The 24,401-nt window shown below is 41.1% G+C and carries 24 protein-coding genes, 2 tRNA genes and 1 pseudogene; 14 read left to right on the plus strand and 13 right to left on the minus strand.

The features are described from left to right. The 4 genes from ABIB39_RS20110 to ABIB39_RS20125 all read left to right on the plus strand — a co-directional run. Window positions 1-276: hypothetical protein (locus tag ABIB39_RS20110; RefSeq protein WP_354431974.1), on the plus strand; the 276-nt coding region annotated here is incomplete at its 5' end. A 528-nt stretch (window positions 277-804) separates the two neighbouring features. Then, complete coding sequence (locus ABIB39_RS20115) at window positions 805-1,800, plus strand: hypothetical protein (protein ID WP_354431975.1); 996 nt, start codon at window positions 805-807, stop codon at window positions 1,798-1,800. 194 nt (window positions 1,801-1,994) lie between these two features. Continuing rightward, the gene (locus ABIB39_RS20120; protein ID WP_354431976.1) at window positions 1,995-2,258 is read left to right on the plus strand and encodes a helix-turn-helix domain-containing protein; all 264 of its coding nucleotides are present in this window, start codon (window positions 1,995-1,997) and stop codon (window positions 2,256-2,258) included. A 3-nt stretch (window positions 2,259-2,261) separates the two neighbouring features. Continuing rightward, entirely contained in the window at window positions 2,262-2,621 is a 360-nt protein-coding gene (locus tag ABIB39_RS20125) for a hypothetical protein (RefSeq protein WP_354431977.1), read from the plus strand. 160 nt (window positions 2,622-2,781) lie between these two features. Here ABIB39_RS20125 and ABIB39_RS20130 read toward each other — a convergent pair whose 3' ends face one another. The 4 genes from ABIB39_RS20130 to ABIB39_RS20145 all read right to left on the minus strand — a co-directional run bounded on the left by ABIB39_RS20130 (window position 2,782) and on the right by ABIB39_RS20145 (window position 5,061). Beyond that, window positions 2,782-4,008, minus strand: a complete 1,227-nt coding sequence (locus tag ABIB39_RS20130; RefSeq protein WP_354431978.1) for a site-specific integrase — start codon at window positions 4,006-4,008, stop codon at window positions 2,782-2,784. 252 nt (window positions 4,009-4,260) lie between these two features. Next, window positions 4,261-4,345, minus strand: a tRNA-Leu gene (locus ABIB39_RS20135). A 49-nt stretch (window positions 4,346-4,394) separates the two neighbouring features. After that, window positions 4,395-4,467 (minus strand) — tRNA-Gly (locus tag ABIB39_RS20140). 111 nt (window positions 4,468-4,578) lie between these two features. Then, window positions 4,579-5,061 carry a regulatory protein RecX gene (locus ABIB39_RS20145; RefSeq protein ID WP_354431979.1) on the minus strand — a complete coding sequence of 161 codons (483 nt, stop codon included), beginning with the start codon at window positions 5,059-5,061 and terminating at the stop codon, window positions 4,579-4,581. 58 nt (window positions 5,062-5,119) lie between these two features. Between ABIB39_RS20145 and ABIB39_RS20150 the strand changes: the two genes are divergently transcribed. The 3 genes from ABIB39_RS20150 to ABIB39_RS20160 are packed head-to-tail and all read left to right on the plus strand — an operon-like array spanning window position 5,120 to window position 9,065. Next, on the plus strand, window positions 5,120-7,579 hold the full coding sequence (locus ABIB39_RS20150; RefSeq protein ID WP_354431980.1) for a bifunctional UDP-N-acetylmuramoyl-tripeptide:D-alanyl-D-alanine ligase/alanine racemase: 2,460 nt from the start codon (window positions 5,120-5,122) through the stop codon (window positions 7,577-7,579). 23 nt (window positions 7,580-7,602) lie between these two features. Continuing rightward, window positions 7,603-8,427, plus strand: a complete 825-nt coding sequence (locus ABIB39_RS20155) for a S1 family peptidase (protein WP_354431981.1) — start codon at window positions 7,603-7,605, stop codon at window positions 8,425-8,427. A gap of 44 nt (window positions 8,428-8,471) precedes the next feature. Continuing rightward, window positions 8,472-9,065 (plus strand): DUF502 domain-containing protein, encoded by a 594-nt coding sequence (locus ABIB39_RS20160; RefSeq protein ID WP_354431982.1) that lies wholly within the window; start codon window positions 8,472-8,474, stop codon window positions 9,063-9,065. Here the strand turns inward: ABIB39_RS20160 and ABIB39_RS20165 are convergent. Both ABIB39_RS20165 and ABIB39_RS20170 read right to left on the minus strand, forming a co-directional pair. Further along, on the minus strand, window positions 9,049-10,314 hold the full coding sequence (locus ABIB39_RS20165; protein ID WP_354431983.1) for a TCR/Tet family MFS transporter: 1,266 nt from the start codon (window positions 10,312-10,314) through the stop codon (window positions 9,049-9,051). The genes ABIB39_RS20160 and ABIB39_RS20165 overlap by 17 nt on opposite strands. Before the next feature lie 10 nt (window positions 10,315-10,324). Then, on the minus strand, window positions 10,325-10,447 hold the full coding sequence (locus ABIB39_RS20170) for a hypothetical protein (protein ID WP_354431984.1): 123 nt from the start codon (window positions 10,445-10,447) through the stop codon (window positions 10,325-10,327). Window positions 10,448-10,627: 180 nt separating this feature from the next. Here ABIB39_RS20170 and ABIB39_RS20175 point away from each other — a divergent pair, with 180 nt between their 5' ends. Beyond that, window positions 10,628-12,583: a TlpA family protein disulfide reductase gene (locus tag ABIB39_RS20175; protein WP_354431985.1), complete on the plus strand. Its 1,956-nt coding sequence runs from the start codon at window positions 10,628-10,630 to the stop codon at window positions 12,581-12,583. Between the two features lie 69 nt (window positions 12,584-12,652). Here the strand turns inward: ABIB39_RS20175 and lepB are convergent, their stop codons facing one another. The 3 genes from lepB to ABIB39_RS20190 form a co-directional block, all read right to left on the minus strand. Continuing rightward, window positions 12,653-13,318 (minus strand): signal peptidase I, encoded by a 666-nt coding sequence (gene lepB / locus ABIB39_RS20180; protein ID WP_354431986.1) that lies wholly within the window; start codon window positions 13,316-13,318, stop codon window positions 12,653-12,655. Between the two features lie 45 nt (window positions 13,319-13,363). Continuing rightward, window positions 13,364-14,071, minus strand: a complete 708-nt coding sequence (locus ABIB39_RS20185; protein ID WP_354431987.1) for an LOG family protein — start codon at window positions 14,069-14,071, stop codon at window positions 13,364-13,366. 93 nt (window positions 14,072-14,164) lie between these two features. After that, complete coding sequence (locus ABIB39_RS20190) at window positions 14,165-15,661, minus strand: sodium:solute symporter (RefSeq protein ID WP_354431988.1); 1,497 nt, start codon at window positions 15,659-15,661, stop codon at window positions 14,165-14,167. A gap of 203 nt (window positions 15,662-15,864) precedes the next feature. On the opposite strand from ABIB39_RS20190, the gene trpA reads away from it, so the two are divergent. Continuing rightward, window positions 15,865-16,635, plus strand: coding sequence for a tryptophan synthase subunit alpha (gene trpA, locus ABIB39_RS20195; RefSeq protein WP_354432040.1), 771 nt, complete (start codon window positions 15,865-15,867; stop codon window positions 16,633-16,635). Here trpA and nhaA read toward each other — a convergent pair. Beyond that, complete coding sequence (nhaA, locus tag ABIB39_RS20200; protein ID WP_354431989.1) at window positions 16,625-17,773, minus strand: Na+/H+ antiporter NhaA; 1,149 nt, start codon at window positions 17,771-17,773, stop codon at window positions 16,625-16,627. The genes trpA and nhaA overlap by 11 nt on opposite strands. A gap of 32 nt (window positions 17,774-17,805) precedes the next feature. Continuing rightward, a complete protein-coding gene (locus tag ABIB39_RS20205) occupies window positions 17,806-18,426 on the minus strand; it encodes an L-threonylcarbamoyladenylate synthase (RefSeq protein WP_354431990.1) in 621 nt (206 codons plus the stop codon). A 101-nt stretch (window positions 18,427-18,527) separates the two neighbouring features. Here ABIB39_RS20205 and ABIB39_RS20210 point away from each other — a divergent pair, with 101 nt between their 5' ends. Next, window positions 18,528-18,971 carry an SRPBCC family protein gene (locus tag ABIB39_RS20210; RefSeq protein WP_354431991.1) on the plus strand — a complete coding sequence of 148 codons (444 nt, stop codon included), beginning with the start codon at window positions 18,528-18,530 and terminating at the stop codon, window positions 18,969-18,971. A gap of 127 nt (window positions 18,972-19,098) precedes the next feature. On the opposite strand, the gene ABIB39_RS20215 is transcribed toward ABIB39_RS20210, so the two are convergent. Together ABIB39_RS20215 and sucC are read right to left on the minus strand one after the other, a co-directional pair. Beyond that, on the minus strand, window positions 19,099-19,629 hold the full coding sequence (locus ABIB39_RS20215) for a YceI family protein (RefSeq protein WP_354431992.1): 531 nt from the start codon (window positions 19,627-19,629) through the stop codon (window positions 19,099-19,101). A gap of 247 nt (window positions 19,630-19,876) precedes the next feature. Next, window positions 19,877-21,073: pseudogene (sucC, locus tag ABIB39_RS20220) on the minus strand (ADP-forming succinate--CoA ligase subunit beta); the annotation flags it as partial. 161 nt (window positions 21,074-21,234) lie between these two features. On the opposite strand from sucC, the gene ABIB39_RS20225 reads away from it, so the two are divergent. The 4 genes from ABIB39_RS20225 to ABIB39_RS20240 are packed head-to-tail and all read left to right on the plus strand — an operon-like array spanning window position 21,235 to window position 24,397. Continuing rightward, entirely contained in the window at window positions 21,235-21,894 is a 660-nt protein-coding gene (locus tag ABIB39_RS20225; protein ID WP_354431993.1) for an ABC transporter ATP-binding protein, read from the plus strand. Next, window positions 21,895-22,191 (plus strand): hypothetical protein, encoded by a 297-nt coding sequence (locus ABIB39_RS20230; RefSeq protein WP_354431994.1) that lies wholly within the window; start codon window positions 21,895-21,897, stop codon window positions 22,189-22,191. Next, window positions 22,172-22,789, plus strand: a complete 618-nt coding sequence (locus ABIB39_RS20235; protein WP_354431995.1) for an HAD family hydrolase — start codon at window positions 22,172-22,174, stop codon at window positions 22,787-22,789. Before ABIB39_RS20230 ends, ABIB39_RS20235 begins: the two co-directional genes overlap by 20 nt. A 60-nt stretch (window positions 22,790-22,849) precedes the next feature. Continuing rightward, the gene (locus tag ABIB39_RS20240) at window positions 22,850-24,397 is read left to right on the plus strand and encodes a S41 family peptidase (protein ID WP_354431996.1); all 1,548 of its coding nucleotides are present in this window, start codon (window positions 22,850-22,852) and stop codon (window positions 24,395-24,397) included. The last annotated feature ends 4 nt before the right edge of the window (window positions 24,398-24,401 follow it).

Here is a 24,401-nt window from a genome sequence, read left to right on the forward strand (position 1 = left end):
CGTATACGCTGGAAGGTGTACGTACGGTTCGGGGGCGAGTACATGGAAACCTACTATAGTGATATAGCAAGGCGCTGGGTGCTTAGCCTACATTACATTATAACGCAGTCGTTTATCATGCAAATTTGCAAGCTAATGGTTCTGACCTTAAAAAGTACTGATGCTGAAAATGCTACGATCCTGTTTCAGGGAATACCTGAATCCAACATCATAGAAACCATACGCGAAAGGGTTTTAGAAGCACGAAAAAGCAATAAAATTTACGAATTAAATTGATTAAACGCTTGGAGATTACTAACTTAATTAGTAATTTTAATTAATAAATTAATGCCATGAAAGCCATCGTACGTAACATCCTATTAGCTTGTATCATATCCATGTTTGCCTTTTTTGGGGCAGTTGGAAGAAAACATACGAAGGATAAAATGACTGAAGCTCAAAAGGCGGAGGCAAGGAAGGAGACATTGACCTGCTTAGCAGTTGCCTTCATAGCTTGCGGCGCCTGTGCGTGGCGGTGTAACGTGCTTTATAAAAGATTAAACGAAGAACGAGAGTACCGGCGCAGGTTTAATGATTATAGTCGTAATACTGCGTATAATCGGCATTATTGAAGAATAATTGATAGTTTTACAACATCTTAAATACCAGCAATCTGCCGGTTAATTGTGATAAGGTTTAGGTTGAAAGTCCCCGGCAGCGAGTGTTTGGGGACTTTTATTATTATAAGGCCCTATCGCAGCTACAGTAATGAAAATGGTTACTGTTCTTACCAAAAACATCCTTTTAAATTAATCCAGCCTAACCATGAAAGACATTTTTTATGATTTTGTATCCCATGAATTGGAACAAACTTTGCCGGTTAATTGGCAGCATATCGCTGAAGATCAGTTGCCGGGAGCGCAACCCTGTGAGATAAGTCACGCTTTCCACGCTCACATAGCGGGAGAGTCGAAAATGGTTAATATCCTGGTTTTACCATTATCTATTAAGCTTAACGCGGATAATGAAAAGCAACTATTGATGCTGAGGGACTTGCTCCTGTCAGAAAGGGTGTTATTAATAGTGATCAATGAAGAACCCCAGGCCGATTATTTAGCCGATACCGGTACTTTTATTTCCGAACGACTTCTGGTGCATAGTCCGGATTTTATATGGATTTCCTGCTACCTGGATAAAAACAATAAAATGACTTTTGATGGTATTCATTATGAATACCTCCACCGCGGTTTGGCCAAAGTCTGGGAGGGTAGGCTCATATACGCCGGCCCGAGGAAGGGGCTACAACAAGTCAATCTTGAAATAATGAAGGGTAATTGCTGGAAATGCGGGAAGGAAATAAAAACAATAACTGGTCTGGTCTTTCCGGATAAACAATTAACCAGCTGGAAAAACACAACCTGGAAATATTATAACGGCCTGTTGAATTTAAGTCAAATCATGATGGACGACACAATTTTGATTGCCGATTTTATTGAAATGCTAAGAATTAAGGATCCGGTAATTACACCCGTCAGTTTCCGATTTAACGATGCGGATCAGGAAAGTTATTTTGCTGCATCCTGCCCATACTGCGGTGAAACGTGCGACGAATTTTATGTAAATGATGAACGCACTGGCTTACTTCATTCCCTGCAAAGCAGGATAGATGGTAGCCTGAAATATTATTCGCTCAAACTGAACATAGATCAATACTTAATTGATCGTCTGTATAATTGTTGCGAAGCTTGTGTCCACACTACGGACGGCGGATGGATTACGCATACAAAAGTCTCATTCTATCAGCTAGATAAAAAGCTTTAGCCCGGATCAATTCCTCATGCAATTAGAACGGCTTGGTTAAATAATCGGAAAAAATATATGGCTTAACGGTAGGTGATGATTTGCCAAAATCTTCATCATAAAGCCGCAGGCTATCCAAGCTGCCGGCCGGAAAGGCGGGTAGCGATCATGCGCATATCTTTTTGCACATGAAATTTATGCTAATCATTCCCAAAATGCCTTTTGAACTTCTTACCAAAGACGATCTGGAAACTTTTCGTAAAGCGTTACTTAGTGATATTAAATTATTGCTTTCTCCTCAAATTCACGAACATCAAGAGTGGCTAAGGTGCAGCGATGTTAGGCGAATGCTTAAAATCTCTACTGGTACCATACAGAATTTAAGGATCAGCGGCAAACTTAAATCCCAAAAAGTAGGAGGGATCCACTATTACAAACTTACTGATATTGAAAATATGATCAGTGGCAAAAAAACCTAACATATGACATCACAAACAACTATTCTTTCTGAACTATTTTCCAAGATAGGCGATGATCCCAGGGTAAATGTATGGCAGATTAGTTTATACACTGCCCTGTTGAACCTTTGGCAGCAAAATGGTTTCCAGAAGGAAATAAAGGTCACCAGAAAATTACTCATGGCCAAAGCCCATTTTCGCAGCATAACCACCTACCATAAGTCTATCAAATGCTTAAAAGATCTTGGTTATATTGTGTATGTGCCAACCTATGATTCTTATCAAGGAACATCAATCGAAATCATAATAAAGCCCAATGCGATAATTGCAGGCGATATGTTCCCTAATGCTTTAAGTAATATTGATCAGTCAATTCTCCACTAATTTGGGCGTGTTATGTGGGAGTTTTGGGAATTAACGTGCGAAAGGGCTTAAATTTTAGCATCAAAGCCTTCTCGCACTTTTTTTGTAATGGTCAGCGATCTTAGTTGCCGGTTTGTATCCAGATATCTTTTTTTTGAAAAATAAGTAGATTCAGCTATCGCTACTTGTTTATAACGGACCTTTTATGTATTAATTCGTGCATATCATTACTCACCTTTGTGTCAGTCAATTTAGCGTAATGCTGTGTTTGTTTAATGTTAGTATGTCCGAGCATTTTCGATACGGTTTCCATAGGAACACCGTAACTTAAGGTAATCGTGGTAGCAAATGTATGCCTTGCAATATGAAAAGTAAGCTCTTTATTAATCCCGGCAATTCCGGCAATCTCCTTTAAGTACGAATTCATTTTTTGATTGCTGGACACTGGTAATACAAGCCCACTATTTAAACACTTTGGGTTTGTCTTGTATTTTTCAAGGATGGCCATTGCTTCAGGTAGGAGAGGTATCCTGGATGAACTACCCGTTTTTTGCCGATTGGTGAATATCCAGTTTCCATTATCAATACCCTTTACAATTTCGGAGTATTTTAATTTTTCTACATCTGCATAGGATAATCCGGTGTAGCAACTGAAAAGGAAAATATCGCGAACAAAAACTAACCGGTCGGTAGCAAATTTTTTTGTAGCAATCTTTTTTAACTCATGTTCGGTCAAAGCTATCCGTTCAACAGGTTTCCTGGTGAATTTAAAATTAGCGAAGGGATCAGTTGGTAGCAACTTATTTTTTACGCAGATCAAGACGACTTTTTTAACATTTGAAAGGTATTTCATCGTCGAGTTGTGATTGCATTTCTGGATGCCTTTGAACCAAAAGCAAAACTCTGAGATGAACTCATAGTCCAGTTTTTTTATATTTAAATCTTCCAAACCATATTTCCATTTTATAAAAGTCGAAGTGTGCGTCATCGTTGTTTCATACCGGTTTACGGTATTCGGGGAAAACTCAGTTCCCTCTAACGCTTTCATCTGCGCGTTGTGATGTTTAAAAACTTCCAATAACCCCACTTTTTTCTCATCTGTTCCGGTCATGATACTTTTTATCGCCTCGACCGTAATCTCCTTTTCCGATTCAATTAATTTTCTTTTTGCCAGAAACACCATTTGTTCCAGCGAATCCAGGTAATGATTTAGTTCTTTCACGGATTCCTTGTTTCCGGACGCCCTGCCGGATTTGACGTTCCATTGGGATGGATCGCATTTTCGTTTTGATGACAATTCTTTTGACTCGCCGTCAATAGTGATTTTTAAGTAGACTGGTAGTGGGCCTGTCCGGTAATTTTTGGGTTTTCGCATAAAGAACAATAACCCGAAGCTTTTTTCTAACATAATTACGCATTAAAAGGGTAAAACAAATGTCGGAATTCGGCCGCTGACAATCAAGATGTTTACGAGGCGTACATCTTTGATTGTCAGTCTATTGTGGCGTTTTCATTGAGTCTTTTTTTTGCTCTTAGGTTACTCAATGAATCACTCAATAGAATTATGTGTTTATATACGAGTTTTGAGTAGGCTTTAAAACAAAAAAGCCCCTAAATCATTGATTTAAGGGCTTTTTGAAGCACTTTGCCTGTGCTTTTGTACTCAGAGCGGGAATCGAACCCGCACTCCTTTAACGGGAACAGGATTTTAAGTCCTGCGTGTCTACCAGTTCCACCATCTGAGCAGGCGATTAACCTTTTAACAATAAATCCCTCCGGTAAGGAAGGGATTCGAGCGAAAGACGAGATTCGAACTCGCGACCCCGACCTTGGCAAGGTCGTGCTCTACCAACTGAGCTACTTTCGCATTGGTATTCCTACTTGGCATTCAGCTAAAGCCTTACTGCGTTTGCGGGAGTGCAAATATAGACAGAAATGAACGTTCTGCAAGTAATATTTAAAGTTTTTTAAAAGTTTTTTATAACTCGCTGTTTTTCAAAACTTCAGCAGTTAGGTCTGTTTCAAAACCGCGGCTTAAAGCGTACTGCTGCAGTTTATACCTGCGTTTGTACGGGTCTTTCTCTGTCAACGTAGCTACTTTTTTTTCTATCAAACGCGTTAGGGTATCCATATAATCGCTGGCGTCTATTTGCAAAAGCGCCTTTTTTATCAACACGGGCGATACATGTTTCTGTTTCAGTCCCTGCTTTATCTTTATTCTGCCCCAGCCCTTTTGGTTAAACTTACCTTTTGTATAGGCTTTGGCAAAGCGTTCTTCATTTAGATAATTCTCTTCTATCAAACGGGTGATGATGTTCTCCACCGCATCCGTCCACAACCCCAGATCGTAAAGTTTGTTGCGTACTTCCTGCTGCGACCGCTCCTGGTAGGCGCAGTAATGTTCGGCCTTTTTCATGGCTACATTTACGTCGGTAATTTTTACTTTTTTAGGGGCGTCCATTAAAACCAAAAATCGTCAAAAATTCTTCTATTCACATAAATATAAGCAAATTCGTGTCATGCAAAATTCGTACGCTATAAACGATATAAAACAAGTTATAAATGCCACCGGGGACATTGTTGGCGATGCTACCATAAGTGTGTTGCTTACCGATAGCCGCCGGGTAAACAACCCCGATTGCTCTTTGTTTTTTGCATTGCCCGGGCGGCGCGACGGGCACGAATTTATTGCTGATACCTACACTGCCGGCGTCCGTAATTTTGTAGTGAACCACCAACCCGATACCATTATGCCAGATGCCAATTTCCTGGTAGTGGCAGATGTATTGAAGGCTCTACAGGCGCTTGCCGCTTATCACCGTAAACAGTTTAGTTTGGATGTCATTGGTATCACCGGTAGCAATGGCAAAACCATTGTGAAGGAGTGGCTTTACCAACTCATGAATCCCGAGAGAAGTATTGTGCGCAACCCGAAAAGTTATAACTCGCAAATTGGGGTGCCGCTTTCTATATGGCAAATTAACGAAACGCATAACCTGGGTATTTTTGAGGCAGGCATCTCAGTGCCCGGCGAAATGGATAAATTGGAAATGATTATTCAGCCTACCATCGGCGTGCTTACCCACATTGGCACCGCGCACGATGAGGGCTTTGAAACACCCGAAGACAAGCTAACCGAAAAGCTTAAACTATTTAAAGAATGCAAGCAGATAATATACAATTACGAAGCCTTGCTTGATCACCGGGAGGACCTAAAAAGCCGAGAGTGTTTTGCGTGGAGCCGCAAATTTAATCTTTCCGACCTTTACGTGTTCAGCGAAACCACTATACAAGGCAAATATTATATGCGGGCCATCTACAAAGAACAGGAAATAGAATGCCTGATGCCTTTTCGCGATGAGGCATCAATAGAGAATGCTATAGTTTGCTGGGCCACCATGCTGGCCATGGGTTATAGCCCGGAAGATGCGGACGAACGTATCGAGCGCCTTGCCCCTGTAAGCATGCGTTTGGAACTGAAGCATGGCATCAACGATTGCTCTATTATTGATGATTCGTACAACTCAGATATTCAATCTTTGGAGATCGCGCTTAACTTTTTAAACCAGCAAAATCAACATCAAAAGAGAACATTGATCCTGTCCGATATTTATCAATCAGGTTTGCAGCAGGAGGCATTGTACAAACAGGTTGCTCAGATGATAAACGGCAAACAGGTAGACCGTTTTATAGGCGTGGGCACGTTTTTACAGGAGCATAAATCGCTTTTTAACATTCCTCAAATTCATTTTTATTCCGATACATCGTCGTTGTTGAAAGATCTGAGTAAACTGCACCTGCACGAAGAGACCATCCTGATCAAAGGCTCGCGCAGTTTCGAATTTGAGAAAATAAGCCGTGCGCTGGTACAAAAAGCACATGAAACAGTATTGGAGATAAACCTGAATACCTTACTCAGCAACCTCAACTTTTACAAAGCAAAGCTGGAACCGGGAGTAAAGATCATGGCGATGGTAAAAGCTTTTTCGTATGGGAGTGGTACTTTTGAGGTAGCTAACATGCTGCAATACAACAAAGTAGATTATTTGGCCGTAGCTTATACGGACGAAGGTATCGCACTGCGCGAAACTGGCATAACATTGCCTATTATGGTGCTTAACCCCGAGCCTTTGGCTTATGATAAAATGGTAGCCAATAAGTTAGAGCCTGCCATATATAGTTTTACCTTACTGGACGAGTTTGTGAAATTTGCGCAGGAAGAGGACGTGCTGAACTACCCCATCCACCTAAAAATAGATAGCGGCATGCACAGGGTAGGTTTCGAAGCCTTTGAAGTGGAAGCGCTGTGCGACCTGCTGGAGATAAACCCGTACATCCGTGTACAATCCGTTTACTCGCATTTTGTAGCGAGCGACAATGAACTGCACGATATGTTTACCATGCAGCAGATCCAGATCTTCGAAACGGCTTATAAGCAGATAGAAGAGGCCTTGGGCTATTCCGTTATAAAACACATTAGCAATACATCCGGCATCAGTCGCTGGCCAAACGCGCGTTACGATATGGTAAGGCTTGGCATTGGCCTGTACGGGGTAGATGCGGCTGTACCACGCGGAGAAAGCGGTTTACAACCCGTGGCTACTTTGAAAACTACCGTATCGCAGGTTAAGAGGGTGCCCGCTGCCGAAACCGTTAGCTACAACCGTAGTGGCAGTTTAAAGGACGATGGTAAAATAGCCACCGTGCGCATAGGTTATGCCGATGGTTACGTGCGTGCTTTTGGCAATGGTGTTGGAAAAATGCTGGTAAACGGAACCCTAGTGCCGACTGTAGGCAACATCACCATGGATATGTGCATGCTTGACGTAAGTAATGTAGAAGTAAAAGAAGGCGACGAAGTTATTGTATTTAACCAGCAACAACGGATAGAAGACCTTGCCCAGCAAATAGGCACCATCCCTTACGAAATACTAACAAACATTTCGCAGCGGGTAAAAAGAGTGTACTTTTACGAGTAAATTTTAATTTTTTATTAAAAGATATGGGACTAACAGTAACTGAGCGGCTTACATATTCAACAGTGCGAATTGAGTGTGAGAACGAGAAGGGGATAAGTACCGGAACTGGTTTTTTCTTTAAGTTCTTTGATGATGGAAAAACACATATTCCTGTCGTTGTTACGAACAAGCATGTTATAGAAGGTGCTATGAATGGAAGACTTACTTTTACAAGGTCTTCTGCTGACAATACGCCGTTAGATACGCAGCACTTTCCCATTACCCTCGGTAATTTCGAGTCGTTATGGCGTAAGCACCCAGATGCTAATGTAGATTTATGTGCTATGCCAATTGCACCGTATTTAAACGAGGCAAATAGTCGGGGACAAAAGTTATATTATGATCCTTTAGATAAATCAATAATACCAACGAAGGATCAGTTAACTGAGTTAGATGCATTGGAAGAGATTATAATGATTGGTTATCCTAATGGTATTTGGGATTCAAAGAATAACAAACCCATCTTTCGAAAAGGCATAACTGCAACTCATCCAGTATTTGATTACAACGGAAAAAAAGAAATCCTGATCGATGCTGCTTGTTTTCCAGGTTCAAGTGGTTCGCCTGTTTTAATTTTAAATCAGGGAGGTTACAAAGACAAGAAGGGGACTTTTATCGTCGGGCAGGTGAGGATTTTTTTATTAGGCGTGTTATATGCTGGCCCTCAATATACAACGCAGGGCGAAATTAAAGTTGTCGATATTCCCACAACTAATCAGTCTGTTTCTCTATTAAGAATACCCATAAATCTTGGTGTCATAATTAAGTCAGAGCGTATTATAGAACTTGAAAAGTTATTCGATAATTGATTTCAAAAGCTTGTAGTTTTACGAGTAAAATTTTAGACAGATAAATGAAGAGATTGTTCCGTGCGCTGCTTAATTATTTTGTAAAAGGGCTGTTAATTGTGGTGCCGCTTGGCGCTGCATTTTTCCTGATGTTTTGGGTTGTATCGCGGATAGATACGGGGCTAAACCTAAGTACCGAAATATTGGTAGATGCACAGGGGAAGCCACTATATATACCTGGTTTAGGTATCTTAACGGTTATTGTTATTATACTGATCGCCGGTATATTGGTTACTAATGTAATTACCGACCCCATTAAAAAATGGGTTATGCGATGGCTTAATCGCGTCCCATTATTCAAGTTCCTTTATTCATCCATAAAAGATCTTACCGAAGCTTTTGTAGGCGAAGAAAAGAAATTTAACGAACCCGTTTTGGTAGAGGTAAATGAATTTGGACTGAAAAAAATAGGCTTCCTGGTACAAAAGGACATGAAAGCGCTTGGCTTGCCGGGCGAAGTTGCTGTTTACTTCCCCATGTCGTACTCGTTTGCAGGGCAGGTAGTAATTGTTTCCGTAGACAAAATAAAGCCGATAAACCGAAGCGCTGCCGAAGTGATGAAATTTGTGATCTCGGGCGGGGTTAGTGGGCTGGAGTAGAGGCGTTTTGCGGTAACAGTTTTGGGTCTTTCTTTTTAAAGCTGCGAATAGTTAAAATTATGGCGATAAACATCAGGATGGCACCCAATAAAAATGGAGCGCCGGGGAAATAAACCGAACCACCTTTGATGGTAAAGTGGTGAAACAGCGTGGTCATCATCAGCGGGCCAATGATGGTGGTTAGGCTTACAAGACTTGCCAACGCTCCCTGCAATTCGCCTTGTTCGTTAGGGGGGACGTTATCCGAAATAAAACCTTGCAAAGCCGTACCACCAATGCCGCCAAGGCAATAGGGGATCATATAGATATACATCAGCCAGCCTACATTATTAAACGCAATAAATACCAAACCGATACCATAAAAGGTTATCCCCGCCATTATATTTTTTCGCATCCCAAATTTAGGGATCGTCCATCTTACAAAACCGCCTTGAATAGCGGCTATCAATAAGCCTATAAAGATACCAAGGGCACTAATGCTGGGAAGCGTCCACTGGAATTTCTCTATCAAATAAAATGGCAAAACACCCTCAATAGCTTTTTGGCCGATATAAACAATTGTGTACGCGGTTATCAATGTGCTTATCGCCATAGAATATTTACGCAGGCGCAAAAGTGACCCAATGGGGTTAGCGCGTTTCCATTCAAAGCGTCGGCGGTTCCTGAGTGATAAAGATTCGGGCAGCACAAAATAGCCGTAAAGCGCGTTTAACAAAGCCAATCCGGCGGCTACGATGAACGGCAGCTTTATCCAGTAATTACCTAAAAAGCCACCAAGGCCAATGCCTAATATAAAGCCAAGCCCGGTTGCCGCGCCTATTAATCCAAAATTGGTAGCGCGTTTTTCGCCGCTGCTGATATCGGCAATGTAAGCCGTTGCGGTTGTGGTACTTGCGCCTGCTATACCCGCTATCAACCGCCCTATAAAAAGCCAGGCAATGGTAGGGGCGAAGGCCATAAACAAATAATCGATACCGAAACCGAACAATGAAAATAGCAACACAGGCCTGCGGCCAATCATATCGCTCAAATTACCCAAAACTGGTGCGAACAGAAACTGCATAGATGCGTAAGTAAACGTAAGCCACCCGCTGTACTGGCTGGCCATACTGATATCAACGTGGCCAAGTTCCTCCAGTAGCTTAGGCAAAATAGGAATTATAATACCCAGGCCAAGCACATCGATAAATATCGTTATGAAGATAAATCCTAAAGCAGCTTTGCCGTGTTGTACTACGGGTTCGTCCATAAGTTGAGTATCAGCGATTATTTGCGCCGCTGTTATAAGATGAATTATCAGTAGTTTGTTTCTCTTTTCTAAAACTTCTTACGGCAAGCATGGCCCCTGTAAGCATTAAGGCCGATGCTATAAAGTAAGGCATGCCCGGTATATAAATAGGGTAACAAATATTAAGCTCAGTGCGGCCTTTTTTGGGGGTTCGGTAAGCAAGTCCATTCCCGTAAAATAACAACTAATAATTTAAAACTCGCTATTAATTATTAGATAATATTTGGAAGTAATATAACTAAATCCTTAAATTGACTAAAAATTTAGTTATACCATGAAAACACTTAACCTTATCCTCACATTACCTTGTGCTTTGCTGATGCACAGCGCGTTCGCGCAAACAGCGGCACATTTAAAACTATCTGACGAAACCCCATCTGTTGGCCAGAAGATCAGTTTTACTTATAACCCTGCCGGCACCCCGCTTGATGGTAAGCAGGACATAAAGGCAACCGTTTACTTTTTAGATAATAAGCGCAACCCAGCTGCTGATGCAGCTTTAATAAAAAGTGGTGCAGATTTGAAAGGGGAGTTTACGGTACCTGCAGATACTAAAACCTTGTTTGTTAAACTAAGCAGCGGTGAAGCGATAGATGATAATGTTGAAAAAGGTTACGTATACCTGGTTACTGATAATAGCGAAAAGCCTGTTGCCGGCGCTTATGCTATGAAAGCCTATCTTGTAGGTAGCGGTATGGGCAATTACTTCACTAAATTAAAAACCGATGTACCAGAAGCGCTTACTCTTTATAAAAAAGAATTTGAGCTTTATCCGCAAAGCGAAAAAGACTTTGGTGTAAGCTATGTGAGCATGGTAGCGAGTTTGAAGGACGACGCCAGCCAAAAATTAGTCAAAGAGAAAATTGCTGCGTGGTCAAAAAGTGGTAATGAGAAAGATATGATGATGGCATCCGGAATTTACAGCAGATTGAGAAATAAAGCTGCTTTTGATTCATTGAACGCAATTATCATCACGAAATTCCCGAATGGAGAAGCCGCGCAGAATGCCGCAGGCATTGTCATCAATAAGGAGCAAGATGCTGCTAAGAAAGCGGAATTATATTCGGCCTATATTGCTAAATATCCCGAAAAGAATGAAAAAAATACAGTTCAGGATAATTTCAGGATGCAAATTGCAGCAGCTTACCTTAACGCCGGGAATACCGCTAAATATAACGAATGGGCAGCGAAGGTGAAAACCAAATCGCAATTAGCCAATGCGTTAAACAGTGCCGCATGGGCCTGGGCAGAAAAGGGTGAACACCTGGACGAAGCAGCTGTATTATCCAAACAATCTTTAGATATTTTAAATGATGATTTTAAAAATGCTGAGGCCGGTATGTACATGACTGCTAAACAAGTAGCTGATAATAACCGGGCAACCTACGGGGGAATTGCCGATACCTATGCATTTATCCTGTTTAAGCAAGGTAAATTCCCTGAGGCATTAAAGGTGCAGAGCGAAGTATATGATGGTATGAAATACCAGGATGCAGAAATTAATGAGCATTACGCGTTGATATTAAACGCAAATGGCCAATATGTAAAAACAAAAGAGATTGTAGAGAAATCTATTCTTGCAGGTAAAGGTTCAGAAATTTTAAAGGCTCAACTGGCAATTGCATACGCTAAAGTGAAAGGCAGCAACGCGGGGTATGAAGAATATGTCGCCGGCATGTATAAACAAAAGAACGATGCGGGCAGGGCAAAACTTGTTAAAGAAATGATAAATACACCGGCGCCTGCCTTCGCGTTAAAGGATTTTGACGGGAAGGAAGTGTCGCTGGCAAGCCTAAAAGGCAAAGTGGTTATTGTGGATTTTTGGGCTACCTGGTGCGGCCCTTGTAAAGCATCATTCCCGGGCATGCAAATGGCGGTTAATAAATTTAAAGATAACCCCAACGTAAAGTTCCTGTTTATTGATACTTGGGAAACCGGCGACAATTACCTGCCTGGAGTTAAGAAATTTATAGCCGACAACAAATATACCTTTCATGTATTAATGGATGAAAAGGATAGCAGCGGCAAACAGGCTAAAGTAGTTTCTGACTTTAAGGTTTTGGGCATCCCAACTAAGTTCGTTATTGATAAAGATGGTAATATCAGGTTTAAATATGTGGGTTATTCAGGCTCGGCAGAAGCGGTGCTTGACGAGGTAACCAACATGGTTGAACTTACCACTAACCCGGATGCAGTTGCAAACGCACCAAAAGTATCTATGCTTAAATAAACCTAAACTGTATATAGTAAAAAGGCGCTTCGGATATTCCCGTGCGCCTTTTTTAGTTATAGCCCTTATTTATTTATTTATAACGGTTGCTTTTATTTCAGTTTCATTTACAAGGCCAAAGTAGCGGGAATCAGCAGCGTTGTGCCTGTCATCACCAAGTACAAAATAATTGTTTGCAGGTATTTTTAGCGGGCCAAAATTATCTTCATTGTAACCAGTACCCGGATAAGCCTTCGAGATCATTTCGTTGACGGAGTCTTTAGATACCACATATTGTTGCAGCTTTAACTTGAAACCCTGTAACTCACTTTTAGATATCGCGATCCTGGAGATACTATCGTTAACTTCGTATAGATCGTAGCCATTGGTTTTTACATAACCTAAAATACTGGTTAACATTTTTTTATTTATAAGGTATTCATTCCATATTTTAGGTTCGTATAACTGTTTCCCGTTTCTGTATAACACGCCCAACCTAATTTCAATGATATCGTTTGGCATGCCAACGCACCTGAATACCGACAACGGAACGCCTTTTTTTTCGAAACATAAAAACTTATTAAACTCAGGTTTTGCAAAACGCGATACGTATATCTTATCACCTGGTTTTATGGCAGGCTTATTAGCATCACTTGGTATTTGATAAATAGCAAAAACAAAGGTTACCTTTAATAAATACCACAGGCAAACAAGCGAAAAAGCAACGATCGCTATAATGTTCCATGTTTTTTTCATGAAGGGAATGTAATAAAAAAATCCCCTTTCGGGGATTGGCGTTTGTTAAAAATTCGGTTTCAGTACATATTTATCATAGAAACGGAAGATATGCTCGGCAGCTTCTTCGGCAGTATCAACTACGCGGTAAAGGTTAAGGTCATCGGCGCTGATGTTATGCTCGTTGGCAAGCATCTTTTCTTCTACCCATTTAAACAGGCCTCCCCAATAATCTACCCCGACAAATACAATAGGAAAGCGGGCGATCTTACCGGTTTGTATTAGCGTAATGGCTTCAAAAGATTCGTCCATGGTGCCAAAACCACCCGGCAGGATAATGAAGCCCTGCGAGTATTTCATGAACATTACTTTACGGATAAAGAAGTAATCAAACTCCAGGATCTTATCTCTGTCTATATACTTGTTATGGAATTGCTCAAACGGCAGCTCGATATTTAAACCTACCGATTTGCCACCAGCCTCGTAAGCGCCTTTGTTGGCAGCTTCCATAATACCCGGGCCACCGCCGGATATTACACCATAGCCACGCTCGGTAAGGAGGCGTGCGGCATCTTCTGCCAATTTATAGTAAGGGTTATCATTATGGGTGCGTGCCGATCCAAAGATGGACACACACGGGCCTATTTTGGCCAGTTTCTCGAAGCCGTCGACAAACTCGGCCATAATTTTAAAGATCTGCCAGGAATCGGTTACTTTAATTTCCTGCCAGTTTTTATTTTCGAATGCTTCTCTTATTTTATCTTCACCAGTCATGTTAGTAAATTAGTCCGAAGTCCGATGAATCGGGAAGTCCGGAAGTGTAATAATATTACAATAAATTTTGTTTAAGGTTTTATAATGTGCGGTTTAAGCTACTTGCGGACTTACGGACTTCACGACTTTCGGACTCGAAGAGATCCACAACCCCACAAATGTAATTAAACCGTTTACAATGATGAGTTCGTTATCGAAAACATAGCCGCCCAGTAACACTTTTGACTCTGTGCTGAGGAAGTAGCAAACCGCGGGAGAGATCAAACAAATAAACGGCACCATTTTATCCCTCACCTGCCTTTTACTCATAAATAAACCGAAGCTATAAAGGCCAAGCAGCGGCCCATAGGTGTACGATGCAACTTTAAATATGGCAGTCACCACCGCATCGTTGTTAAGAGCGTTGAACGCGATAATAGTTAGAAACATCAAGCCCGAAAATGCGACATGTACATAGTGGCGTACGTTCACCATTTTCTTACTGTTGACGTCTCCACGTTTATTGAAGTTCAGGAAATCGACACAGAACGATGTGGTTAACGCTGTAAGTGCAGAATCTGTAGTGGCGAAGGTAGCAGCGGTTAAGCCAAGCATAAACACCATAGCTGGTATAATCCCCAGGTATTGTAAGGCGATGGTAGGGTATAAGTAATCGGTTTTTGCTACGCTGATGCCATTACGTTGCGCGTACATATAAAGCAGCGCGCCTACGCTTAAAAAGAAGATGTTTATCACCACGAAAACCGCGGTAAAACTGAACATATTTTTCTGTGCTTCTTTAATATTTTTGAGACTCAGGTTTTTCTGCATAAGGTCCTGGTCAAGGCCTGTCATACCAATGGTGATGAACATGCCTCCAAGGAATTGTTTGCTAAGGTGGAAGTGGCTGCCCAGAAAATCGTCAAAGAAAAAAATTTTGGAATAGCTGCTATTTTTGATAGCTTCTGCCGCCTGGAAGATGCTGTAGTGCAGGCTATCGCAAATGAAATAGATAGACAGGAACACCGATGATACCAGGAACAGGGTTTGCAGGCTGTCGGTTATAATGATGGTTTTTAAGCCGCCCTTGAACGTGTACGACCATATCAGCACCAAACATATCATCACCGTAACAGCAAAGGGCACCCCATAGCTATCGAAGATGAATTTTTGCAGTACGATAACCACCAGGTATAACCTGAATGACGAACCGATTGTACGGCTTAACAGGAAAATACCGGCGGCGGTTTTATAGCTCCAGGTACCCAGGGCTTGCTCAATGTAACTATAAATGGACGTGAGCTTTAAGCGGTAATAAAGCGGTAACAGCACGGTGGCGATAATTAGAAAGCCTGCCGCGTTACCCAACACAAACTGAAAGTACGCGAACTGATCACCGCTTGGTGCGCCAACCTTGCCCGGTACAGATATAAACGTAACCCCGCTAAGCGCCGTGCCTATCATCCCAAAGGCTACTAAATACCACTTGGAGTTACGGTTAGCTACGAAAAAGGTATCGTTATCTGATGATTTTTTAGAGGTGAGGTATGATATTACCAGCAACACTAAAAAGTAACCGATTATAAATGATAGTAATATTGCAGGCGACATATTCTTCAGGTTTAAATGCAAGCCTGCCAACGCAGGATAGCCCTAAAGTAGGGGTTTAAGTTATATGAAACAAGAACGTGTGTGAATGAAAACGCTCTAAAATCTGTTATTTATAGCTGAAAAGATATTTAATAAAGATATTTTTGTAACCACCTGCCGGTTAAAGTAAGCAGGTAATAAATATGGCTAACACAATCGCTTCCATGAACCGCCTCAATCAACTTTTTGCCGCTAAGAATAATAACCTGCTTTCGATATATTTTACCGCCGGTTACCCGGAGTTAAACACTACCGTTGATATTGCCGAAGCGTTGGAAAAAGCCGGTGCAGATTTCCTGGAGATAGGGTTCCCATATTCTGATCCTGTTGCAGATGGGCCAACTATTCAGCATAGTTCACAAACAGCCTTGGATAATGGCATGAACCTTAATATATTATTTGAGCAGTTAAAAGACTTGCGCAACCGGGTAAGCATCCCAGTTTTACTGATGGGTTACGTTAATCCGATAGTACAATACGGTGTTGACCGTTTTTGCAAAGCAGCTGCAGCAGTTGGAGTTGATGGCATCATAGTTCCTGACCTGCCGATGTACGAGTACGAGATGCTGTACAGCAATCACTTTGAAGACAACGGCCTAAGTAATATTTTTTTGGTTACACCACAAACATCAGAAGAACGCATCCGTAAGATAGATAGCCTGAGCAATAGTTTTATTTACCTGCTGTCATCATCATCTATAACCGGTGGTAGTTTGCAATTGACCGATAGTATAGAAGAGTATTACAAGCGTATAAAAGCAATGACGTTAAACAACCCTGCCATTATTGGTTTCGGCATTTCAGATAACAGATCCTTTAATAAAGCTTGCGAGTACGCAAACGGTGCCATTGTAGGTAGCGCGTTTGTAAAACTTTTGGGCGAGGATGGCTACATGGATAAGATCCCCGCGTTTATAAAAGGAATTAAGGGGTAGGGTTCTGCTTTATGCGGATAAGGATAGCGTAACCTATTGCCGCTGCCAATACCGAACTGATCAATATAGTAAGCTTAGCCTGGTTATGCAAAGTGGTATCAGTAAAGGATAACAGCGCCAAAAATATCGACATGGTGAAACCGATGCCCGCAAGTTGACCAATCCCCCAAACCTGCATCCACTTAACACCATCGGCCAGTTTAGATAATTTTAGTTTTACAGCCAGCCAGCTAAACAGGGTAATACCTATCGGTTTGCCCAGCATCAATCCTAATAAGATGCCTGCTGATAAGGGGCTGATCAGGTTATCACCAGCCAGGCTTTCGCTAATGTTGATGTTGGAATTAGCTAATGCGAATATAGGTATGATAAGAAAATTAACCGGATTCTCCAGTAGGTGGATAAGTTTCTTTAATGGCGAATAATCGAGCTTTACATCGTGCGGTATAGCCATTGCAGTTAATACGCCTGCTACTGTTGCATGGATGCCCGAGTGATGGATAAAATACCACATGAACACGCCGGGAATAATATAAGCCAAAAGGTAGCGCACGTTAAAACGATTAAAAAGCATCTGCAAAACAAACATGCCCAATGCCAGTAGCAAATAGGTTGTATGCAACCCCGCCGAATAGAAGATCGCTATAACCAATATCGCCCCAAGGTCATCCACTATAGCAAGCGCTTTAATAAATACCTGTAAGGATTGTGGCACGCGCGATTTAATAACACTTATGATTGCCACCACAAAAGCAATATCTGTAGCCATGGGGATGCCCCAACCTGCGCGAGTGGCGGTATTGTAATTGACCAAGGCGTAGATACCGGCCGGGACAAGCATGCCACCAAGGGCTGCGAAAACGGGTAAGGTAGCAGATTGCCTGTCGGACAACTCGCCGTTTAAAACTTCGTCCTTGATCTCTAAACCAACCAGAAGGAAAAATATAGCCATCAGCCCGTCGTTTATCCAGGTTAGCCTGCTGTAAGGGCCGATATGATTATCCAAAAAATGAGTGAAGGGTGTGTGTAAGGCTGTATTTGCAATTATCAATGAAATAATAACGCAGGTTACAAGTATGACGCCACCTGTAGCATAGGAGCGGATAAATTCTGCGAATTGTTTAAGGTTACCGGCCACGATATTGTTTGCTTAAAACGTGAAGATAGGGATTATAAATATTCTTGCAGGTCGCCTTTACCTTCACGAATCACCTCGAAATCGCCGTTTGTACAGTCTACCACGGTTGATGGTATATTTTCGCCATAACCGCCATCTACTACCAGGTCAACCAATTCCTCATACTTCTCGTGGATCAGTTCCGGGTCGGTAGAGTATTCGATGATCTCATCCTCGTCATGGATAGATGTTGATAGGATAGGGTTACCCAGGGCTTTTACAATTGCGCGGGCAATATTATTATCAGGCACACGGATACCTACCGTTTTTTTATTGCTGCTCAGTAATTTTGGTACCGCGTGGCTGGCATTAAATATAAAAGTGAACGGTCCGGGTAAAGCTTTTTTAAGCACCCGAAACGTTGAGTTATCAATAGGTTTGATGTAGTCTGATATATGGCTAAGATCGTAACAGATGAACGAAAAGTTGGCCTTGTCCGGCTTGATGTTCCTGATCTTGCAAATCCGTTCGATAGCTTTTTGGTTGGTTATATCACAACCCAAACCGTAAACCGTATCTGTAGGGTAGATGATGATGCCGCCTTTGCGCAATATATCAGCTGCCTGCTCAATAGCTTTTTCGTTCGGGTTTTCGGGGTAAATTCGTATTAGCATAATTATAAAGCAAATATACCGCTTTTATTGAAGACAATAATGCCGCCCAATTGTTGTTGATTGGTTAATTATATACCTTGCGATTGGTTATTTAACCACAAATGAAAAACATCAAATTCACCGAAAGTATCATCATTAACACATCGCAACAGGTTGCTTTTGATTTTACACAGGATTATGGCAACAGGCTAAGATGGGACACGTTTCTTAAAAAGGCCGAATTGATAAACGGAGCCACAGAAGCAGGGGTAGGCGTAAGGGCATGGTGTGTAGCCAAAAATGGCCTCGGTATGGAAACAAAATACGTGTCTTTTAATCGCTCAAAAGCTACCGCCATAAAAATGACTAAAGGGCCATATATGTTTAGCGCATTTTTTGGTTCGTGGACATTTAAGGAAATAACGCCCGCACAAACCGAAGTAATATTCCTGTACTCGTTTTCGCTTAGGTTTCCGTTTAATTTGTTTGCCGGTATCGCTACACGCAACCTTCAAAACAATGTCAAACAACGCTTACTTGACCTGAAGAAAAATATGGAGGTATAAACACGAAAAAAGCCATCCGCTTTACCAGATGGCTTCCTTTTATTTATAAAAAGCGATTAGCAACTTCCCAATAGCTGTCGGGATTCTAATCACCCTCCCGATACCTATCGGGACACCGATCAACTAATTATGCTTGCTTGGCAAACTGGATGTTAGCTATAAGTTTAATGTCTTCGCCCACTACTATGGAACCTGCTTCGGTTACGCCATCCCAGGTAAGGCCAAACTCTTTACGGTTTATTTTGCCGGTTACTTCAAAGCCTGCTTTGGTATTACCGTAAAAATCACCTGCTATACCACCGTGCTCTACAGCAAATGTTACCGGTTTGGTTACATCTTTAATAGTAAGGTTGCCTGCTAGTTTATAATCGTCGCCATCTTTAGTAAAAGATGTTGATTTGAAGCTGATCTTTGGGAAGCTTGCCGCGTCGAAAAATTCAGCGCTTTTTAAGTGTTCATCGCGTTGTGGTTGGGTAGTATCGATGCTGTTAACATCTAAAGAAAACTCAACCGAAGCGCCGCTGAAATCTTCACTTTCGGTTTCTAATGATCCTTCAAACGTTTTGAAAGATCCTGTTACCGTTGATATTACTAAGTGTTTTACTTTGAATTGAACTTCTGAGTGCATTGGGTCTAAAACCCATTTAGTTGTTGCCATGATATTTAGTTTTTTTTGTTTTGCTTTAATAATGATACAAATATAATAATAGATGTTTAAACATCTATTGTCTTTTAAAAGTATTACAATACACAGACATAGTCCCTAAGCAACTATATGGGAGGGCGATTGTTTGTTTAAATTATGATATAACAGTTTGATACAAACAAAAAAAGGGAACCAAAATGGTTCCCTTAATATGTATGCAGGTCAACTTCCCGATTGGCAATCGGGACTCGAATCACTACTAAAGTGCCAACACTTCTTTAACCCTGTCCGCAGCTTCTTTTAACAAGATAGCCGAGAATACTTTTAAACCAGAGTTATCGATCAGTTCTTTTGCTTCGGCAGCGTTTGTGCCTTGTAAACGCACAATAATGGGTACAGGAATGTTACCAATTTCATGATAAGCATCAATTACACCCTGGGCAACACGGTCACAACGAACAATGCCACCAAAAATATTAATCAGGATAGCTTTAACATTAGGATCCGAAAGGATGATGTTAAAACCGGCTTTAACTGTTGCCGCGTTAGCTGTTCCGCCAACGTCAAGGAAGTTTGCAGGCTCGCCACCGGCAATTTTGATGATATCCATGGTAGCCATAGCTAAACCGGCACCGTTAACCATACAACCAACGTTACCGTCAAGTTTTACATAGTTAAGGTTGCTTTTGCTTGCTTCAACCTCGGTAGGGTCTTCCTCATCGGTATCGCGCATCGCTGCATAATCCGGGTGGCGGTATAAAGCGTTATCATCAATGTTTACTTTAGCATCAACCGCTAAAATTTTATTGTCAGATGTTTTAAGTACCGGGTTAATTTCAAACTGAGACGAGTCGGTAGCATCATACGCTTTGTACAAAGCAGTGATAAATTTTACCATATCCTTAAAAGCATCGCCGGATAAGCCCAGGTTAAACGCGATCTTACGCGCCTGGAAACCTTGTAAACCAACCTTAGGATCAATCTCTTCTTTGTGTATCAGCTCTGGTGTAGAGTGCGCCACTTCTTCAATGTCCATACCACCTTCGGTACTGTACATGATAATGTTGCGGCCTTTAGCACGGTCAAGCAATACACTTATATAATATTCTTTTACTTCGCTTTCGCCGGGGTAGTAAACATCCTGCGCAACCAAAACTTTTTTAACAAGTTTACCTTCGGGGCCGGTTTGCGGGGTTACCAATTGCATACCTATGATATTGCCTGCAATTTCTTTAACCTGATCTGCGTTCTTGGCTACTTTTACACCACCGCCTTTACCGCGGCCACCTGCGTGTATCTGTGCTTTTATAACTGTCCAGTCCGACCCAAAGTCTTCCTTCATTTTCTGAGCAGCAGCAACAGCCTCTTCAGGTGTTTCTGCAACTATGCCTTCTTGTACTCTTACGCCAAAGCTTTTAAGTATCGCTTTGCCCTGATATTCGTGAATGTTCATGTTATTTGAAGAATTTGCGGTAAAGCTACTATTTTGTTGGTTAGTATCAAGTAACGGGTATCAAGTATCAATACGTTTTTTTAATAATATTGTCAAACTTAAAATCTTCTTAAAAAATCTTGATACTTGCTACTAACTACCTGATACTAATTTTACATTTGTAAATGCTAAAGGCACTATCTATTAATAAATCATACGGTAACCTGCACATTCTAAAAGGGGTAGACCTTGAAGTTAAACGCGGCGAAATTGTAACCATAGTGGGCGCATCCGGCGCCGGTAAAAGCTCGCTGCTTAATATCCTGGGTACTTTAGACAATGCCGATAGCGGGCAGTTATTTATAGATGATGTTGAGGTAAGCAAGCTTAATAACAAAAACCTTAGCGCGTTCCGTAACCAAAAAATCGGTTTTATTTTCCAGTTCCATCATTTACTGGTGGAGTTTAACGCGCTGGAAAATGTATGTATCCCTGCATTTATAGCGGGGATGCCGCGTGCCGATGCCGAAAAGAAAGCTACGGAGTTGTTACAAATGCTTGGCCTTGGCAATAGAGTTACCCATAAGCCTGCAGAGCTATCTGGCGGCGAACAGCAGCGTGTGGCAGTAGCCCGCGCGCTAATAAATGATCCCGCTTTGATATTTGCCGACGAACCATCGGGTAACCTCGACTCAAAGAATGCGCTGGAATTGCACGAACTTTTCATTAAACTCCGCAACGATTTTAATCAGACCTTTGTAATTGTTACCCACAACCAGCATTTATCTGACATGAGCGACCGCACGATATTAATGAAAGACGGTTTAATTGTAAATAACCTGTAATTGAAAGTACTTATCACATCTGCTACATCCGCGCAAGCGCACAAGCTTAAAACCACACTTATAAATGATGAGGTTGTTTTGGGCGATTTTCACGATTTTCCCGCGTTTATGGGGATTATTAAACTGCCCAACCCCGTGGGCGATACCTACGCGCATGAAATGCTTACACTTAGTTTGGATAATAATTTTGATACCCTCTATCTGATAAACAAGCAGGAGGCAGAGGTGCTTGTGCACTCCGAACAGCTTTTTAACGAATACAATATCAATATTATTAATGGCAGTGATTACTTATAACGATATCGACCCGCGCAAAAAAGCATTCATATTTGATCTTGACGATGTGCTTTATCCCGCAAAAGATTATTATTACCAGATCTATTATCTTTTTGCAAACCTGTTGGAGTACACCGAATTAAATAGTGCTGCCAAGACAACCGAGTTGATGATAGATACGTATAATAAGAAAGGGGCAGGAGAAGTTTATAACCAGCTTGTGGCGCAGCTTAATATAGAAGAGAAGTATCGCGATAAACTGGAGATAATGCTGTTAACATCGCGATTGCCTTTGAAATTGCTGTTGTTTAAAAATATGCTTAGCTTTATGCAGGAAGTTGTTACTGACCGTAAAAAGTTATTTATAGTTACAAATGGCAACCCGCAACAACAACTTAATAAGATAAGGCAGATAGAGTGGCACGGATTAGAACCTTATTTAATATGTTATTTCGCTGATGAAAGCTTACCAAAGCCCGAGCCGGATGTATTGCATTTATTAATGGAGGAACACAATTTAGAACGCCGCGATCTGTTAATGATAGCAGGCTCAACCACAGATGTTTTATGTGCCGAAGCTTGTGGGATTGACCTCATACATGCCGGTGAAATAATATAATTGCGATTTATATAATATTAAAATAATAATACCGTTTACTCGAATATAATTAATTAAACTATGAAGAAATTATTTTACCTAATACTATTGTCATCTGCAATAGTGATTACATCTTGTAAGAAGGATAAAAAGATTGCGCCAACCCCCAGTTCGCTTGACCTGATTAAAGATTCGGTGTTTTTATATGCTAAGCAGGTGTATTACTGGAATGAAAGCCTGCCAACGGTTGATGTATTTAAACCACGTTCTTTTTCGGGCGCAAATGATTTGGATGCGTTGCAAAGCGAAATTGATGCAATGACGCAATACAGCAAAAACCCAGAGACAGGTAAACCATACGAATACAGTCCATCTGCTGCGGGCACCGCAAAATATTCTTTTATAGATGACGGTAGTGTTTCAGACGAATTGAACGGTATTAAAGGCGATTTTGGTTTTGCCCCGGTTTGGATAGGGGATGACGATATTAGGGTTAAATATGTTTACCCTGGTTCTCCCGCAGATGTTAAAGGCATTAAACGAGGTTATCAGATTACGTCTATAAACGGCCGCACAGGTTCTGGATTAACTTACGATGGCGGAAATAATGTTAATTTCTTAATAAATGCTTATCTAAATTCGAGCAATATAAATCTTACCCTTAAAAAGCCGGACGGCAGCACAATTGATGTTAGCATTACAACAGGTACTTACACTGTAAACCCTGTTTTAACAAGTAATGTAGTTGACGCAGGTGGCGGCAAAAAAATTGGTTACATAGTATTTAACAGCTTTACGTCTGATGAGAATGCAAGGCCCAAGCTTAATGCTGCATTTGCAACCTTTTCATCGGCAGGTGTTACAGATTTAGTTGTTGACCTTCGTTATAATGGTGGTGGTTATGTATCAACTGCCGAATACCTGAGTAACTTAATTGCACCGGCTACAAAAACCAGCGGTACAATGTTTACATATAATTTTAATAAAACGATGGTTGATGGTAAGGACCTAATCTTAAAAAATCAAGTTCGTAGAGATGAAGTTTCAAATCAACTTTATAATTATTTTGACCTTTACGATTATGTTATAAAAGAAGCAAGCACTATACAATTTTCAAAAACTAATCTGCCATCGTCGCTTAACTTAAATAATGTGTTTTTTATTGTAACTGGTTCTACAGCATCTGCAAGTGAACTTACTATCAATAATTTGTTACCACTATCACAGTTAAATGTTAAATTAATTGGAACTACCAGTTATGGTAAACCTGTTGGTTTCTTCAATATAGATATCAATAAATATGAAATGTATATCCCTGAGTTCGAAACTAAGAATAGTGCGGGTAATGGTGGTTATTACGCAGGTATGACACCGGGTACAACAAATTACCCCGGTAAGTTGGCGTCTGATGATGTTACCAAAGAATTTGGAGACCCTACCGAAAAGCTATTTGCTTTGGCCATCAGTTATGTAAAAACCGGAACGTTTAGTCTTACAAACCAATCTACACAAAGCTTAGGTGGTTTAAAAACATTTTCCGTTGATAAATCGCGTGAAGTGGGTATCGAAACGGAAGGAAAAATGTTTAAAGGGATGATCTACAACAACAATCACGCTAAACGTAAATAATATT

It is taken from the genome of Mucilaginibacter sp. UYP27 (assembly GCF_040547175.1).
Classification (GTDB): domain Bacteria; phylum Bacteroidota; class Bacteroidia; order Sphingobacteriales; family Sphingobacteriaceae; genus Mucilaginibacter.